Annotated in this window: 15 protein-coding genes; 7 read left to right on the forward strand and 8 right to left on the reverse strand. The window is 70.3% G+C overall.

Annotated elements, in window-relative coordinates:
- Positions 1-44: 44 nt before the first annotated feature.
- Genes DW296_RS05810 through DW296_RS05820 form a run of 3 tightly spaced genes read right to left on the reverse strand, consistent with a single transcriptional unit; the run spans position 45 to position 2,742 of the window.
- On the reverse strand, positions 45-1,616 hold the full coding sequence (locus DW296_RS05810) for a S8 family peptidase (protein ID WP_025104191.1): 1,572 nt from the start codon (positions 1,614-1,616) through the stop codon (positions 45-47).
- Positions 1,617-1,666: 50 nt separating this feature from the next.
- Positions 1,667-2,122, reverse strand: coding sequence for a hypothetical protein (locus DW296_RS05815; protein ID WP_136051469.1), 456 nt, complete (start codon positions 2,120-2,122; stop codon positions 1,667-1,669).
- Positions 2,119-2,742, reverse strand: a complete 624-nt coding sequence (locus DW296_RS05820) for an RNA polymerase sigma factor (protein ID WP_240743003.1) — start codon at positions 2,740-2,742, stop codon at positions 2,119-2,121. Before DW296_RS05820 ends, DW296_RS05815 begins: the two co-directional genes overlap by 4 nt.
- A 119-nt stretch (positions 2,743-2,861) precedes the next feature.
- Between DW296_RS05820 and DW296_RS05825 the strand changes: the two genes are divergently transcribed.
- Positions 2,862-3,080, forward strand: a complete 219-nt coding sequence (locus DW296_RS05825) for an SCO4848 family membrane protein (RefSeq protein ID WP_136051470.1) — start codon at positions 2,862-2,864, stop codon at positions 3,078-3,080.
- 217 nt (positions 3,081-3,297) lie between these two features.
- Positions 3,298-3,831, forward strand: a complete 534-nt coding sequence (locus DW296_RS05830; protein ID WP_136051471.1) for a hypothetical protein — start codon at positions 3,298-3,300, stop codon at positions 3,829-3,831.
- A gap of 15 nt (positions 3,832-3,846) precedes the next feature.
- On the opposite strand, the gene DW296_RS05835 is transcribed toward DW296_RS05830, so the two are convergent.
- Positions 3,847-5,145: an MFS transporter gene (locus DW296_RS05835; protein WP_136051472.1), complete on the reverse strand. Its 1,299-nt coding sequence runs from the start codon at positions 5,143-5,145 to the stop codon at positions 3,847-3,849.
- Positions 5,146-5,215: 70 nt separating this feature from the next.
- Between DW296_RS05835 and DW296_RS05840 the strand changes: the two genes are divergently transcribed.
- Positions 5,216-5,806, forward strand: a complete 591-nt coding sequence (locus DW296_RS05840) for a winged helix-turn-helix domain-containing protein (RefSeq protein WP_025104185.1) — start codon at positions 5,216-5,218, stop codon at positions 5,804-5,806.
- 1 nt (position 5,807) lies between these two features.
- On the opposite strand, the gene DW296_RS05845 is transcribed toward DW296_RS05840, so the two are convergent.
- From DW296_RS05845 to DW296_RS05860, 4 genes are all read right to left on the reverse strand, one after another.
- Positions 5,808-6,926, reverse strand: a complete 1,119-nt coding sequence (locus tag DW296_RS05845; RefSeq protein ID WP_240743004.1) for an FUSC family protein — start codon at positions 6,924-6,926, stop codon at positions 5,808-5,810.
- A gap of 171 nt (positions 6,927-7,097) precedes the next feature.
- Entirely contained in the window at positions 7,098-7,784 is a 687-nt protein-coding gene (locus DW296_RS05850; RefSeq protein ID WP_136051474.1) for a hypothetical protein, read from the reverse strand.
- Complete coding sequence (locus DW296_RS05855; protein ID WP_136051475.1) at positions 7,784-8,701, reverse strand: ABC transporter ATP-binding protein; 918 nt, start codon at positions 8,699-8,701, stop codon at positions 7,784-7,786. The genes DW296_RS05850 and DW296_RS05855 overlap by 1 nt, the downstream gene beginning before the upstream one ends.
- The gene (locus DW296_RS05860; RefSeq protein WP_136051476.1) at positions 8,698-9,087 is read right to left on the reverse strand and encodes a GntR family transcriptional regulator; all 390 of its coding nucleotides are present in this window, start codon (positions 9,085-9,087) and stop codon (positions 8,698-8,700) included. The genes DW296_RS05855 and DW296_RS05860 overlap by 4 nt, the downstream gene beginning before the upstream one ends.
- 200 nt (positions 9,088-9,287) lie before the next feature.
- On the opposite strand from DW296_RS05860, the gene DW296_RS05865 reads away from it, so the two are divergent.
- The 4 genes from DW296_RS05865 to DW296_RS05880 all read left to right on the forward strand — a co-directional run bounded on the left by DW296_RS05865 (position 9,288) and on the right by DW296_RS05880 (position 14,193).
- Positions 9,288-10,481, forward strand: a complete 1,194-nt coding sequence (locus DW296_RS05865; RefSeq protein ID WP_136051477.1) for a class I SAM-dependent methyltransferase — start codon at positions 9,288-9,290, stop codon at positions 10,479-10,481.
- Between the two features lie 331 nt (positions 10,482-10,812).
- Positions 10,813-12,156 (forward strand): quaternary amine ABC transporter ATP-binding protein, encoded by a 1,344-nt coding sequence (locus DW296_RS05870; protein ID WP_240743005.1) that lies wholly within the window; start codon positions 10,813-10,815, stop codon positions 12,154-12,156.
- Positions 12,156-13,115, forward strand: a complete 960-nt coding sequence (locus DW296_RS05875; RefSeq protein ID WP_136051478.1) for an ABC transporter permease — start codon at positions 12,156-12,158, stop codon at positions 13,113-13,115. The genes DW296_RS05870 and DW296_RS05875 overlap by 1 nt, the downstream gene beginning before the upstream one ends.
- Before the next feature lie 169 nt (positions 13,116-13,284).
- On the forward strand, positions 13,285-14,193 hold the full coding sequence (locus DW296_RS05880) for a glycine betaine ABC transporter substrate-binding protein (RefSeq protein WP_136051479.1): 909 nt from the start codon (positions 13,285-13,287) through the stop codon (positions 14,191-14,193).
- The last annotated feature ends 81 nt before the right edge of the window (positions 14,194-14,274 follow it).

A 14,274-nucleotide genomic window follows, 5' to 3' on the forward strand; every position in this document is an offset into this window, starting at 1 on the left:
CCAGGATGCCGTGCCGGAGCGGTCGTGCGGAAGGGTGCGAGGGGTCAGAGCCGCTCGTGCGGCGTCGGCAGGGACTTCAGCACGGCGGCGACGGCCTTCCCGGCGACGGCGGGCTTCACCCCCGCGGCCGGGACGGCGCCGAGCTGGGCCGCGACCCGACCGGCGATGTACGGAGCGGCGAAGGAGGTGCCGCTCCACACCGCGAAGCCGCCGCGGTAGTCGTCCGGGTCGAGCGTCTCGCGCGGCAGCCCGTCGATGTCCGCGCGGGTCGCGGCCTGCGCGCCGCCGACGAAGGCGGGCGAGGTGCTGACCACGGCGGCGCCCGGGGCGTACACCTGCACCCAGGGGCCGACGTTCGAGAACAGGGCGACGGAGTGCGCCGACGGGTTCAGGGCGCCGACCGACACGTGCGGAGCGCCGTCGTCGGACGGCAGCCCGTTGTCGGCGCCGGGCCACGGCCACAGCGAGGCGGGGAACGAGGGCCGATCGATCGCGTCGTTGCCGGCCGAGCAGACGACCACGCAGCCGAGCTCCCTGGCCTTCGCGAGCAGCTCGTACAGAGTCCTGCTGAAGAGCCCGTCGGTCGGGGTCTCGTGGTAGTAGCTGAGGGAGAGGTTGAGCACGTCGATCGGGAAGCCGGTCGTCGGATCCTCGCGGTGCCGCCGCAGCAGTTCCACGACCTGCGCCACGGTCTCCAGGAGCGTGCTCTCGTCGACCACCCCGAGCGCGCCGGCGACGCGGATGGAGAGGATGTCGGCGTCCGGGGCGGCCTGACGCACGAGGCCCGCGATGAAGGTGCCGTGACCGGCCACCGCGTCGATCTCGCCGTCGAGCTGCCCGTACAGGTCGGGGTAGCGTTCGGGGTCGGCGTCGTCCGTGAAGCCCACGGGGACGCCGTCGAGTTCGACGTGCCGGGTGACGATGTCCGACGGCAGCCAGGCGTGCTCGCCGCAGCCGGTGTCGAGGATCGCCACGACCGGTCGTCGTCCGCGCTTCGGAGCGGCGGCGCGAGCCGGAGCGGGACCGAGCCAGGTGACCGGCTGCCGCGCCCCGCGTCCGGGCTCCAGGTAGTCGTCGCTGCCGCCACCGCCGGGAGCGGCACCGCGGACGGGGTTCGTCCGCGTGAACGGGTTCGTCCGCGTGAACGGGTTCGTCCGGGTGAACGGGTTGAGTCCGACCGGGTCGATCGACAGCACGTGCTCCAGGCTGGTCCGCGGCATCGTCGAGCGCGACAGCCGGCGCGCGCGCTGCAGTACCCGCCAGGCGTCGGGTGCCACGGGGGACTCTCCCCTGGTCGGCTCATCCGGCGTGGTCAGGCGCGCCCGCAGGAACCCCGCGACGCCCGGCACGAGCTCGCCGTTCCCGATCTCGCGCTCCGGCGACTCCAGCTCCAACCGCCAGCCGAAGGAGTCCGCGGCATCCCTCAGGGCGCGCAGCTCGCGGTCGTACGCCTCCTCCTCGCCGAGGGCGCGCGTGATGAGCAGGCGCTCCGGCAGGTACGCGGTGGGGAACGCCCGGATCCCGTCCACCGGTTCCGTGCTGGGGTCGAGGGCGGTGCCGCGGCGGATCGAACCCTCCGCGCGGTCCTGCCAGGTCCATCCCTGGGGCTGCTCCATCGGTCATCCTCTCCGTGGGCATCGACGGCGACGGCGCCGGCGATGCGGGGTCACAACTCGAACTGCGGGGTCTCCAGGGTGCGGGTCTCGTCGCCGACCGTCGCGGTCAGGCGCACGCGGCTGAGCCCGGCCGGCACCTCGTCGAACACGAATCGGCCGGTCTCCGCCGGGGTCGTGCCGCGCTCGCGCTCGCCCTGCAGCAACAGGATCTCCGCGGCGGCGGTGTCCACCCAGCCGTCGATCCGCCGTCGCCCGGACGCAGTCGTCGTGACGTGCAGGAGGATGCTCGTGCTGCCGTCGCTGAACTGCAGGGTGAGGGCGTCGGTCTCGCCGCGGACAGCGCCGCGCTGGCCCTCCACGAGGGTGAGCAGCGCGTACTCGCGGTTGAGCCCGTCCGCGGCGACCGCGGCGACCATCCGGTCGATGAGGCCGGCAGGGACCGGATCGACCTCTCTCCAGAGGCTGCGCAGGCGGGCGAACAGCCGGGCGTCGTCCTCATCGCTCATGATCGTCCCTCCGTCCGGGTGGCCGGAGCGTCGAGGAGGTCGCGGAGCTTCGCGAGGCAGCGGCTGCGGGTCGGGCCGATGCTGCCGACCGGCATCGAGAGGTCGCGGGCGAGGCGCGCGTAGTCCGGGCGGTCCTCGAAAGCGATCACCCGGAGCAGACGCTGACAGCGCTCGGCGAGGCGGCGGACGGCGGCCCAGAGCCGCCGGTTCTCGTCGTCGAGTGCGGCGTGCTCCTCGGCGGACGCCTGCTCCGGAAGGAGGGCGTCCAGGTCGTCGGATTCCGTGGTGTCGACCCGACCGACGGCCTTGCCGACCTTCCAGGCCTCGCGGCGGGCGGTGGTGGTGAGCCAGGCGGAGACGGCACGCGAGTCGGCGATGGCGCCGTGGCCGCGCACGAGCTGGAGCCAGGTGGTCTGCACGACGTCTTCCGCGAGGGTGCGTTCGAGGCCGTAGGCGCGCACGACGTGCCAGAGCACGGGCGTCATCAGCCGCACCAGGTCGTCCATCGAGCGGCCGTCGCCATCGCGCCACGCATCGAACAGGTCCGCGGCGCGTTCCCAGCGTGCGCGCCCGTCGTCGGATGCCGGATCGAAGGCGGCGCCGGGGGCACCGTCGATCATGAAGCCCATTGTGATCACACCTACCAGGAGCACGGCAAGGGCTCGGTGATACATGTCGCCGTCCAAGAATTCCGACGGCCCGATCCGTGTTGCGACGCCGCCCTCGCTAGCGTGGAGGGGTGATCGCTCTCGTCGTCGTGCTGTTCCTCAACGCCGGTTTCAACGTGCTCGTCTGGCCGCGGTTCTACACCCGCGTCGCGAAGGACCCGCGTGCCAGGGACGAGAACGGCAAGGCCACCCCGTTCCTCCGTGTGCACGTCATCCTCATCGCGATCGCGCTGGTGCTGGCCGTGGCCTCCGCGGCGGCGGGGATCACCGTGCTCGCGCTCGCGCCATGAATCCGTGGTCTCCTATCGGCTCTGATGTGACCGCGACCGACATCGATCGCGACCACTGTCCCGGGTGAGCCGCCGGCGAGATGTGTTCGGCTCTACGCGTGAACATTTAGTCTCGCACGATGTCTTTGAACAAGACGAGAATCGGGAGAATCGGCACGGCGGTTGTCGCAGGATTGGTTGCTTAAGGGTGATTCGTGCGGATCGGTAGCCTGGGAGCATGCCGGAACTCTTCCGAAGTGCCGCCGGAAGCTTGCAGGAAGCCGGGTGGACGTTTGAGCCGCCGACGTCGATGGAGAACGGCGTTCCCTCCCCGCTGCGCGCGGCACCCGAGACGGTGATCCGCTGGGTGTCCTCGTTCTCACTCCTGTCGAGCGCAGACGAGACGGTGTGGTTCTTGTCCCGCGACGACTACTCGACCGGCGCGGAGGGGGCGTTCGCGTGGAACGAGTGTGAACTGCTGAGCATCCAGGCTGCGACGACGGATGATGAGGCGGTCGCGGTCTCCCGTTTCTGGAGGCGCCACACACCCATCCTGCTTTCCGTTCGCGACGGATACGAGTACCTGGCGGTGCGAGACGACGGAGCAGTCGTCCATGGTTCCGAGCCAGAGTTCGAAGAAGCGGTCGTCGTGTTCTCTCACTTCGAAGATCTGCTGAGGTACACCACCGCGCGGCCGGCCCGGCGCGACCAGGTCGTCGACAGCTTGCTGTTCGGTGCCGCCGACGTCACTGACGCGACGCCAGGCGACTAGCGCAGTGTCTCCACCTCAGTCCCCCTCGTACCGGGCGGCGTGCGCGGCCCAGCGAGACTCGACCGGAAGGCTGCGGAGGGCGCGGTTCCCGATCGCGAGGGCGGCGGCCACCACGCAGAGGGCCGCGCAGATGAGGATGGTGCCCTGTCGTCCGAGCCCGGCCAGGCCGAAGCCGGCGATGAGCGGGGCGAGCGGCATCGCGCCCATCGCGAGGACCCCCATGGCGCTGTTCGCGCGTCCCAGCAGTCGAGACGGCGTGGCCACCATGAAGTAGCCCATCATCCCCGCGTTGAGGGCGGGGACGAGGAGCACCGTGGCACCGAGGACGGCGGCGACGGTCCACGGTGCCGACGTGAACGACAGCACGACGGCGCCGAGGGCGACCACCGCGAGCCCGCCGATCGTGAGCACGCCCGCGGGGATCCGGGGCACGAGGAGCGGGGCGACGATCGCGCCGACGAGCATCACGGCGCCGATGGCCGCGCTGACGGTTCCGATGAGGAGTTCGGAATGGCCCGCCTGCTGCAGCGCATAGACGGCCGTGGTGATCGCGGCGTTGAAGCCGAGGTTGACGATGGTCATGATGAGCATGACGCCGCCGAGGTCGGGGCGGGACAGCAGCCAGCCGAAGCCCTCGCGGAACTCCCGCCAGGCGTTCGGGCGCGCGGGGGGCGCGCCGCCGTCGTCCTCGTCCAGAGCGCCGACGTCGGCGATGCCCGCGCGCCGGACCTGTCGCCCGAGGAGCCAGGCGGTCACGGCGGCGACGAGGTGGCACAGGGCCATGACCGCGCCGACGAGCCAGCCGCCCACCCCGAGGAGCAGGCCGCCGAGGGGTCCGCCGGCGAGCTGAAGGGCCGCATCGCGCCCCTGGTTCGCGGCCTGCGCGCGCCCCATCGCGTCGTCCGGGACGATCTCCTTCAGCGCGCTCTCGCCGGCGACGTCGAAGAGGCCGCTCCGCGCGGCCAGCAGCACGTCGATCACGAGGAGGGTCGCGAAGGTGAGGGCGCCGCCGAGGGCGAGAAGGGTGAAGGCCCCGGCCAGCACGATCCCCAGAATCGAGCCGACGAGCATGAGCACGATGCGCCGGTGCCGGTCCGCGATGATCCCGCCCACGAGGGTGAGCAGCACACGCGCCACCATGCCCGCCCCCGCGATGATGCCGGCCTGTGCGGGGTCGTTCGTGATGACTAGCGCGAGGAGCGGGACGGCGAACCCGAAGAGCGCCGAGGCGAGCCCCTTGCTCGTGTCGCTGACGAGCCAGGTGAGGTAGCGCGTGTTCTGCCACAGGCGGTGCGGCGTGGTCGTCGTGCTCATGGCTCGACGATAGTTCCGCAAGAATAATTGCGCAACTGTTCGTGCGCAATTGGGTGACTAGGATCGCAGAATGGCTGACGACGCGGAGAAGACCTCTCGGGAGGACGCCGCCTTCATGACCTCGGCCATGCTCAAGGCCTACTCGCACCCGCTGCGCCGCCAGATCCTCCGTCTCATCGCGCGGCGCGGTTTCCTGCGCGCCGCGGACATCGCCGGCGCGCTCGACGTGCCGGCCAACAGCGCCAGCTTCCACCTGCGGGTGCTCGCCGAGGCGGGGCTCATCGAGGAGGCTCCGGAGCAGGCCAGAGACCGCCGCGACCGCGTGTGGACGGGACGCAAGGGCGCCCTCACCGTCGGCGGTCCGGAGAATCCGGTCGCGGACGAGGCGCTCGGCGATGCGGTGGTGGCCGCGCTCGCAGAGGACCACGTCGATCTGTTGCGCCGGGTGGTGGCCTGGACGCCCGAGTACGTGTCCGGTCGCACCGCCGAGGTGCATGCGTCGTTCGTGCAGCGCACCATCCGACTGACCGAGGCCGAGTTCGACGACGTGATGCACAAGATCGATGACGTGCTCTCCGCCGCCGACGACGCGCACGACGACACCGACCCCGCGGGCCGTCACTGGCAGCTGGACATCGTCGTCGCCGACGACACCATCTGACTCACTCGTCTTCGTCGTCGAGGCGCTCGCCGCTGAGGATGAGGATGCGGCGGAGGTGCATCGCCGTCAGCACGCCCGGTCCCATCGAGCTGCGCACGTCGAACGTGCGGTCGTCGACCTTCTCCAGCAGGAGCCGGATCGCGCGCGCCGCCTCCGCGCGGCGGCGATGCGCCGCGCTCGAGGCGGGGTCGTCCTCCGCGATGACGTCGGCGACGGCGTGGCAGGCCGCCGACAACGGCTCGGGCAGCGCAGGATCCAGGGGCATGGCCGCCGGACGCTCCCAGATCGTGTCGGCCGTCGCGTCGGCGATGTCCCGGATGAGGTGCGCGATGCGGTCGAGCGTGGAGAGCTGCTCGTGGATGTGGGTGGTGCCCGCATGCCGGCGTCGCGCGCGCGGGTTGTAGCGGACGCTCTCGTCGGCCTCGGCCAGGGCGGCACGGAGGTCGGCGGTGGTCTCGGCGAGCGCTGCGGCATCGTCGGCCCACTGTGCGGTCTCCGGCGGCCAGGACTCCGAGACCGCGGAGCCGATGTCGTGGAGGTGCCCGGCGAGCTGTCGTCGGAACTCCTCCACGCGCGCTTCGGCCGACCCGATGAGCGGGGCGGGGGCGAAGAGGAGGTTCACCACGAGACCGATGACGATGCCGACGCCCATCTGGGCCAGGTAGCCGAGGGAGTAGTCGTCCGCGTTCTGACCGCCGATGATGAGCACGAACAGCGCCGCCATCGGGACGTACTCCTTGCCGACGCCGAACCAGCCGGTGCCGGAGACGAGGACGCCGAGTCCGACCACGAGCGGGATCGTCCACCACGTCGGCCCGACCGTGAGCACGATCAGCGCGGCCAGACCGATGCCGGTGGCCAGACCGAACAGGGTCTGCAGGCTCGACCGCATCGACCCCATGAGCGTGGGGTACATGCTCACGAGCGCGCCCAGGGGTGCGTAATACGGGTACTCGTCGGTGACCCCCGGCATGTGCGGCGCGATCGTCCACGCGAGCCCGACGGCGAGTGCTGTCTTGGCCACGAGGAGCAGACGAGCGGGGCGGACGGCCTCGCGGACGGTGCGGGCGAGGTACGAGCGGCGTTCGCGGACGCGCAGGCGCGAAAGATCGGGCGTCACGGCATCCTCTCCTCGCGGCGGTCGGGTGGTACTGTCCGGCGAGGATAGGGCGGCGCGCGGCGTGCGGCCACCGGGTTGCCCCGGCTCCGGTCGCCGGGTAGAGGGGGAGACACGGATGCCGCGACCGCGCGGGGAGCGCAGCCGCGGCATCCGCGGATTCCGGACCGTCCCTCAGGGCGTGGCTCGACGGAACGCGAGGAACGAGACGACGCTGAGGACGGCGACGACCACGAGTCCCCAGAGGGCGAGGCCCACGGCCCCGAGGTCGAGGATGCCGAGCCACACGTCGCCCCACAGCTCGAGCCGTGTCACGAGGAACACGACCCCGACGAGGAGGAGCGCCAGGGCGACGCCCACGATGGTGAGCACCATCGGACCCCAGCTCTTGTAGATCGTCGCGCCGGTGAACCCGACCACGAAGAAGAACAGCGCGAGCGTGAAGTAGACGACGAAGGCGCCGAGGGGGCCGGCCTCCCACAGCCACGGCAGGTGGAACACCCAGCCGTTCACGCCGTAGCCGTTCGTGGCCAGCTCGATCGCGCCGCCCAGGAGGAAGAGGATGCCGAGCAGCGCGCTGCCGAGGATGGCGGTGAGGAGCGTTCCGATGAAGAACTCCCGTCGGGTGACGCTCATGGCCTGCGAGAAGGGGAAGGTCAGCGTCATGGCCGACAGCCCGATCGCGAAGAAGTACCACAGCGGTGCCTGGCCGCCTCCGCCGTACTTGGGGGCGTCGCCGGGGATCATCGCGTAGATGAGCACCGAGATCACCACGGCCGAGGCGAGGATGATCAGCGGCACCCAGAGGAAGGTCTGCCGGTTGATGAGCTGCAGGCGGATGACGTTGAGTGTGCGTCGCATCAGCGGACTCCTTCCGTGGTGGCGCCGGCTCTGGTACCGGAGCGGGTCTCGGCCTTCTGGGTGAGGCGGACGATGAGCTGCTGCAGCGAGACGGGGGCGAGGTCGAGACCGGCGGCCCGCACCTCCGCGCGGTCGTCGGCGGTGAGCGCGCCGAGCACGGTGACCGAGGCGACGCGACCGAGCTCGTCCCGGTGCAGCACCTCGCGATCGCCGACCCAGGCGTCGACCTTGGCGGCGTCGCCGACGACGGTCACGGCGCGGTCGCGGACGGCATCCGTGTCCTCGTTGAGGAGGATCTGGCCGTTGTCGATCACGATGACCTTCTCGATGAGGTTCGCGACCTCGTCGATCAGGTGCGAGGAGAGGATGATCGTGCGCGGGTGCTCCGCGTAGTCCTCCACGAGGCGGTCGTAGAAGATCTGCCGGGCGACCGCGTCGAGTCCCAGATAGGGCTCGTCGAAGAAGGTGATCTCGGCGCGGGAGGCCAGGCCGATGATGACGCCGACCGCGGAGAGCTGCCCGCGGGAGAGCTTCTTGATGGTCTGCTTCATCGGCAGCTGGAACTCCGCGATGAGCTCGTCCGCGAGGCCCTGGTCCCAGTGCGGGAAGAACAGGCGCGCGGCGGCGAACGCGTGCCGCGGGGTCGCATCGTCCGGGTACTTCTGGCTCTCCCGGACGAAGCAGATCCGGCCGAGCACATGGGCGTTCTCGTACGGGTGCTCGCCGAACACCTTCACGGTGCCGGAGGATTCGAAGTTCTGGGCCGTGAGGATCGACATGAGTGTCGTCTTCCCGGCGCCGTTGCGGCCGAGGAGCCCGTAGATCGAGCCTCCCTCGAGAGCGAGCGACACGTTGTCGAGCGCCCGCTTCTCCTTGTAGCGCTTGGTGAGGTTCTGCACCTCGATGACGGCGGTCATGCGGGGTTGTTCCCTTCTGGGGTGGGGGCGGATGCGGCGCGCTGACGGAGCAGGTCCGCGAGGTCTTCCGCGCCGAGGCCCAGCGTGCGGGCCTCGGCGAGGAGCGGGTCGATGTAGCGGTCGGCGAAGGCCGCGCGGCGCTCGCCGAGGAGCAGGTCCCTGGCGCCTTCCGAGACGAACATGCCGATGCCTCGGCGCTTGTGGAGCACTCCCTTGTCGGTGAGCATGGCGACTCCCTTCGCGGCGGTGGCGGGGTTGATGCGGTAGAACGCGGCGAGCTCGTTCGTCGAAGGGGCCTGCGCCTCCTCGGCCAGCGAGCCGTTGAGGATGGAGTCCTCGATCTGCTCGGCGATCTGGAGGAAGAGCGGCTTGCCTTCTTCGATCACGAGTCCTCCGTGGTTGCTGGGTTACTTACTTGACTAAGTAACCACGGAACCGGTGTCGGTGTCAACCCCGCCATCGAAGCGGGCACAGCTTCGGAGATGGTGCCCGACGCGCCGCCTGACGGGCGGGTCTGGGCGTGTCGGCCGTCAGCTCCGAAGTCGTGCACGGGGAGGGGGTGGCGTGCCCCGCGTACAGTGGGCTGGTGCCGGAGTTCCCCTACAGTCGCCTGCGTCGCTGGCCAGACGTCGAGGCGGACAACCTCCAGGCCCACGATGCGACCGACCTCCTGCTCGTGGAACGCGCACTCGCGCTCGACGTGCCGGGGTCCGAGACAGTCGTGATCGGCGACGAGTACGGCGCGATCACGCTGGCGCTCGCGGCTGCCGGGCGCTCCGGGATCCGGGTGCACCAGGACCTCGCGACCGGACGCCGCGCACTCGCCCGCAACGCCGAGGAGCTCGGAATCAGCGAGTTCGCGCCGCACGAGCTCGACGCCGATCTGCTCGCCGGAGCCAGACTGGTGCTGCTGCAGCTCCCGAAGGCCCTCGCCGAACTGGAGGAGATCGCCGACGCCGTGGCCCGCTGGGCCGTCCCGGACGTGGTGCTCGTCGCGGGCGGCCGTGTGAAGCACATGTCCCTCGGCCAGAACGATGTCCTGGGGCGGAGCTTCGCGCACGTCCAGGCACAGCGGGCGGAGCGGAAGTCGCGGCTGCTCATCGCCACCGAGCCCCTTCCCGTGCCGGAGTCCCCGCCGTTCCCGGTCTCGGCGCGGCACGGCGACCTCGAACTCGTCGCCCACGGCGGCGCGTTCGCCGGTGCCCGCCTCGACATCGGCACCCGTGCGCTGCTCGAGGTGCTCGACCTGGGCGGTCCACAACTCAGGAGAACAGAGGTGACACGCGCCGAGAACGAGCGGAACGGCGGCGACAGCAGCCGTTCTTCCGGAGTTGTGAACGCCGGGCGCCGCGTCCTCGACCTCGGCTGCGGGACCGGCGCGCTCGCCGTCTCCTGGGCACTCGCCTCCCCGCGGGATCGGGTCGTCGCCACGGACCGCTCGGCCGCCGCCGTCGCCTCCGCCCGTGCCACCGCGTCGGCGAACGGGGTGGCCGATCGCGTCGAGGTCACCCACGACGACGCAGGGTCGGCGCTCGCCGCGGGGAGCTTCGACACGGTGCTCCTGAATCCGCCGTTCCACCTCGGCGCGAGCGTGCACACCGGGGCCGCGACCCGCCTGTTCGAGGCCGCCGCGCGCCTGCTCCGACCGGACGGCGAGCTGTTCACGGTGTACAACTCGAGCCTCGGCTATCGGGCCGAGCTGACCCGGCTCATCGGCCCCACCGAGCAGCTCCGGCGCACCCCGAAGTTCACCGTGACGCGCACCGTCCGACGCCCGTGAACACGGTGCGCCGAGATTGCTAGACGCTCGTACTATCCCCCGGTCAGCGGCGGAAACCCGGACACGTCCACAGTGCAGGATTTGCCGCTGACCGGCCATTTCGTTACGTTGGTCTGCGGGCCTGACGGCCCATAGACCAGTCCGCGGTCACGTCCTTCCTTCGATGAGCTGTGCGGCGAAGAGGCGTGGGCGTACGGTCGATCCCCTCTGCGGCGGATCCGAAATCCGCCGCCTGTGCCGCCACAGCGAAGACGTCGAACGGCCTCGTGAGGATCACCCGGACGTGACCGAAGCAGGCTCAGCCACCCGAAGGCCGAGCCGCAGGGGAAACGTGTCCGAAACAGCACTCGAAGCGCGCCATCTGTACAAGGTGTTCGGGAGGAATCCGAGCGCCGCCGTCCGCCGACTGAAGGCCGGGGAGAGCCGTGCCGCCGTCGCCGACGCGGGTACCGCCGCCGTCATCGACGCCAGCTTCACCGTCAACCGCGGTGAGATCTTCGTCATCATGGGCCTGTCCGGATCGGGCAAGTCGACCATCATCCGCATGCTGAACGGCCTGCACGACATCACCGCCGGCACCGTCACCGTGGGGGGCGACCCCATCACGGGGATCCCGGCCGCGCGCCTCCGGGAGATCCGCCGCGACCGGATCTCGATGGTGTTCCAGCACTTCGCGCTGCTGCCGCACCGCACGGTCGCCGCGAACGTCGCCTACCCGCTCGAGCTCAAGGGCGTCGGCAAGGCCGAGCGCCAGGCCAAGGCCGAGGAGATCCTCGCCCTCGTCGGGCTCGAGGGTCAGGGCGACAAGCTGCCCTCCGAGCTCTCCGGCGGCATGCAGCAGCGCGTGGGCATCGCCCGCGCCCTCGCCGCCGACAGCGACATCCTGCTCATGGACGAGGCCTTCAGCGCGCTCGACCCGCTGATCCGCCGCGAGATGCAGGAGCAGCTCCTGGAGCTGCAGCAGAAGCTCCAGAAGACCATCGTCTTCATCACGCACGACCTCAACGAGGCCATGTTCCTCGGTGACCGCATCGCCGTCATGCGCGACGGTCGCATCGTGCAGATCGGCACGCCGGAGGACATCCTCATGGACCCGGCGAACGACTACGTCGAGCAGTTCGTGCAGGACGTCGACCGTGCGCGCGTGCTCACCGCCGCGAACGTGATGGAGCGTCCGCGCCCCGTCGTCGCCGAGTCGGCAGGCCCCCGCACGGCGCTCCGCCAGATGCGCGACGCCTACATGTCGGCGACCTACGTGGTCGGCAAGGACCGTCAGCTCGTCGGCGTCGTCACCGACCGTGACGCCGTGAAGCTCGTGCGGCAGGGCGCCACACGCCTCGACTCGATCATCAAGCCGGTGCTGCAGAGCGTGCGCGAGGACGACGTCCTCATGAACCTGTTCGTCCCGGCCGTCGAGTCGCCGCTGCCCCTCGCGGTGACGGATGCCGACGGCCGCCTCGCGGGCGTGATCCCGCGCGTCACCCTGCTCGCGGCGCTCGGTCCCGGGCCCGGAGCGACCGAGGAGATCCTGCTGCCGATGACCCCCATGCCCCAGGCCGAGATCGACGCCGTGCTCGACGACGGGTGGACAGCCGAGCCCGGCCCTTCGACGAGCTCAGGGACCCAGAGTGGGTTCGGCTCAGGGACCCAGGTCGACACGGAGGAGGTGCGCTGATGGACGGTTTCCGCATTCCAGTGGGCGACTGGGTCGCCGCCGGCGTCGACTGGATCACCGCCAACCTCGACGGACTGCTCGACGCAGTCTCGTTCGTGGTGAGCTTCCTCGTCGACGGCCTCACCCGCTTGCTCCTCACGCCGCACTTCGCGGTCATCATCGTGATCGCGGCGCTGATCGCCTGGCTCGTGCGCTCGTGGCAGCTCGCCATCGGCACGATCCTGTCGTTCGGGCTCATCGTCGCCATGGACCTCTGGGTCCCGGCGATGCAGACGCTCGCCCTTGTACTCGTCGCCGCCGTCGTGGCCGTGCTGATCGCGGTGCCGCTCGGCATCTGGTCGGCGCGCAATGCGACCGTGCGCGCGACGCTGAAGCCGGTGCTCGACTTCATGCAGACCATGCCGGCCTTCGTGTACCTGATCCCGGCGATCGTGTTCTTCGGCATCGGTGTGGTGCCCGGACTCGTCGCCACCGTGATCTTCGCGCTGCCTCCCGGCGTGCGCCTGACCGAGCTGGGCATCCGCGGCGTCGACGCGGAGACCGTCGAGGCCGGACACGCCTTCGGAGCGACGCCGGGGCAGATCCTCCGCGGCATCCAGCTTCCCCTCGCGATGCCGACCATCATGGCCGGCGTCAACCAGGTCATCATGCTCGCCCTGTCGATGGCGGTCATCGCCGGTATGGCCGGTGCCGACGGGCTCGGGAAGATGGTCGTCGAGGCGATCTCGACGATCAACATCCCCAAGGGCGTCGAGGCCGGACTGGGCGTCGTGCTCATCGCCGTGTTCCTCGACCGGGTGACCGCCGCTCTGGGCGCGCCCGGTGAGAACCGCTCCTCGCTCCTCGGCATGCTGAAGCGTCGCGGTTCGTCCCGGCCGTCCGCCCCCGTGGCGTCGGAGCCCTCAACCTCCGCGCCCGCCGAGGAGGCTTCGACCGAATCCGAGCTCGCCCGCGCCTGAGCCCCGTCCCTCGCCCCTGCCTCCGTCCCCCCACCCCCTTTCGTCCGGTGCGGGACGGAAAAGGCGCGCCGGGGCGCGGATCCCGGCACGGTTTCGATCCCGGCACAGCTGTCCCGCGGCATCGTCCGCACCTCCTGAATCACATACGGAACGCAAGAGAGAGAGTCACATGAAGAAGAAGATCCTGACCATCACCGCCCTCGGGGCTGCCGCAGCGCTCACCCTCGCCGGATGCAGCGGCGACGGCGCCGGTGGCACGAGCGGCGGCGGCGACGGTGCCGAGGACAAGGGCACCATCACCCTCGGGTTCCTGCCCTCCTGGACCGACGGCCTCAGCACCGCCTACCTCCTGCAGGACCAGCTCGAGAAGATCGGCTACACGGTCGAGATGAAGACGCTCACCGAGGCCGGCCCGCTCTACACCGGGCTCGCGCAGGGCGATGTCGACATCTACCCGTCGGCGTGGCCGGAACTCACCCACGCCTCCTACATGGACAAGTACGGCGACGACATCGAAGACCTGGGCAAGTACTACGAGAACGCCAAGCTGACCCTCGCGGTGCCGGAGTACTCCGAGCTCACCTCGATCGAGGACCTCGCGGGCAAGGGCGCCGACTTCGACGGCAAGATCTACGGCATCGAGCCGGGTGCGGGCCTGACCGCCCAGACCCAGAAGATGATGCCCGAGTACGGCCTCGACGGCGAGTACGAGCTCGTCACTTCGTCGACCGCGGCGATGCTCACCGAGCTGAAGACCGCGACCGACAAGAAGGAGGACATCGTCGTCACGCTGTGGCGTCCGTTCTGGGCCAACGACGCCTTCCCCGTGAAGGACCTCGAAGACCCGAAGGGCGCCATGGGCAAGGCCGAGGGCCTGCACTTCCTGGGCACCGCGGGCTTCGCGGACGAGTTCCCGGAGGCGGCGGAGCTGATCGAGAAGATCAAGCTCGACGACGAGCAGTACGGCGCGCTCGAAGACCTCGTGGTCAACGAGTACGGCGAGGGCAAGGAAGCCGACGCGGTCGACGCGTGGCTCGAGGAGTACGGCGACCAGTTCGACTGGACCGTCACCAGCTGACACCCGTCGCACGTCTCGAAGGAGGGTCTCCCGCAGCGGGAGAAGTACCTGAGCCAGGTCATCGAGGAGATCGACGAGGAC

This window comes from Microbacterium sp. K36, assembly GCF_004794355.1.
Lineage (GTDB): Bacteria > Actinomycetota > Actinomycetes > Actinomycetales > Microbacteriaceae > Microbacterium > Microbacterium paraoxydans_D.

What these genes read in the sequence shown, in the direction of transcription:
- DW296_RS05810 (WP_025104191.1), bottom strand. Translation starts at nt 1,616, where the DNA reads ATGGAGCAGCCCCAGGGATGGACCTGGCAGGACCGCGCGGAGGGTTCG.
- DW296_RS05815 (WP_136051469.1), bottom strand. Translation starts at nt 2,122, where the DNA reads ATGAGCGATGAGGACGACGCCCGGCTGTTCGCCCGCCTGCGCAGCCTC.
- DW296_RS05820 (WP_240743003.1), bottom strand. Translation starts at nt 2,742, where the DNA reads ATGATCGACGGTGCCCCCGGCGCCGCCTTCGATCCGGCATCCGACGAC.
- DW296_RS05830 (WP_136051471.1), top strand. Translation starts at nt 3,298, where the DNA reads ATGCCGGAACTCTTCCGAAGTGCCGCCGGAAGCTTGCAGGAAGCCGGG.
- DW296_RS05835 (WP_136051472.1), bottom strand. Translation starts at nt 5,145, where the DNA reads ATGAGCACGACGACCACGCCGCACCGCCTGTGGCAGAACACGCGCTAC.
- DW296_RS05840 (WP_025104185.1), top strand. Translation starts at nt 5,216, where the DNA reads ATGGCTGACGACGCGGAGAAGACCTCTCGGGAGGACGCCGCCTTCATG.
- DW296_RS05850 (WP_136051474.1), bottom strand. Translation starts at nt 7,784, where the DNA reads ATGCGACGCACACTCAACGTCATCCGCCTGCAGCTCATCAACCGGCAG.
- DW296_RS05855 (WP_136051475.1), bottom strand. Translation starts at nt 8,701, where the DNA reads ATGACCGCCGTCATCGAGGTGCAGAACCTCACCAAGCGCTACAAGGAG.
- DW296_RS05875 (WP_136051478.1), top strand. Translation starts at nt 12,156, where the DNA reads ATGGACGGTTTCCGCATTCCAGTGGGCGACTGGGTCGCCGCCGGCGTC.
- DW296_RS05880 (WP_136051479.1), top strand. Translation starts at nt 13,285, where the DNA reads ATGAAGAAGAAGATCCTGACCATCACCGCCCTCGGGGCTGCCGCAGCG.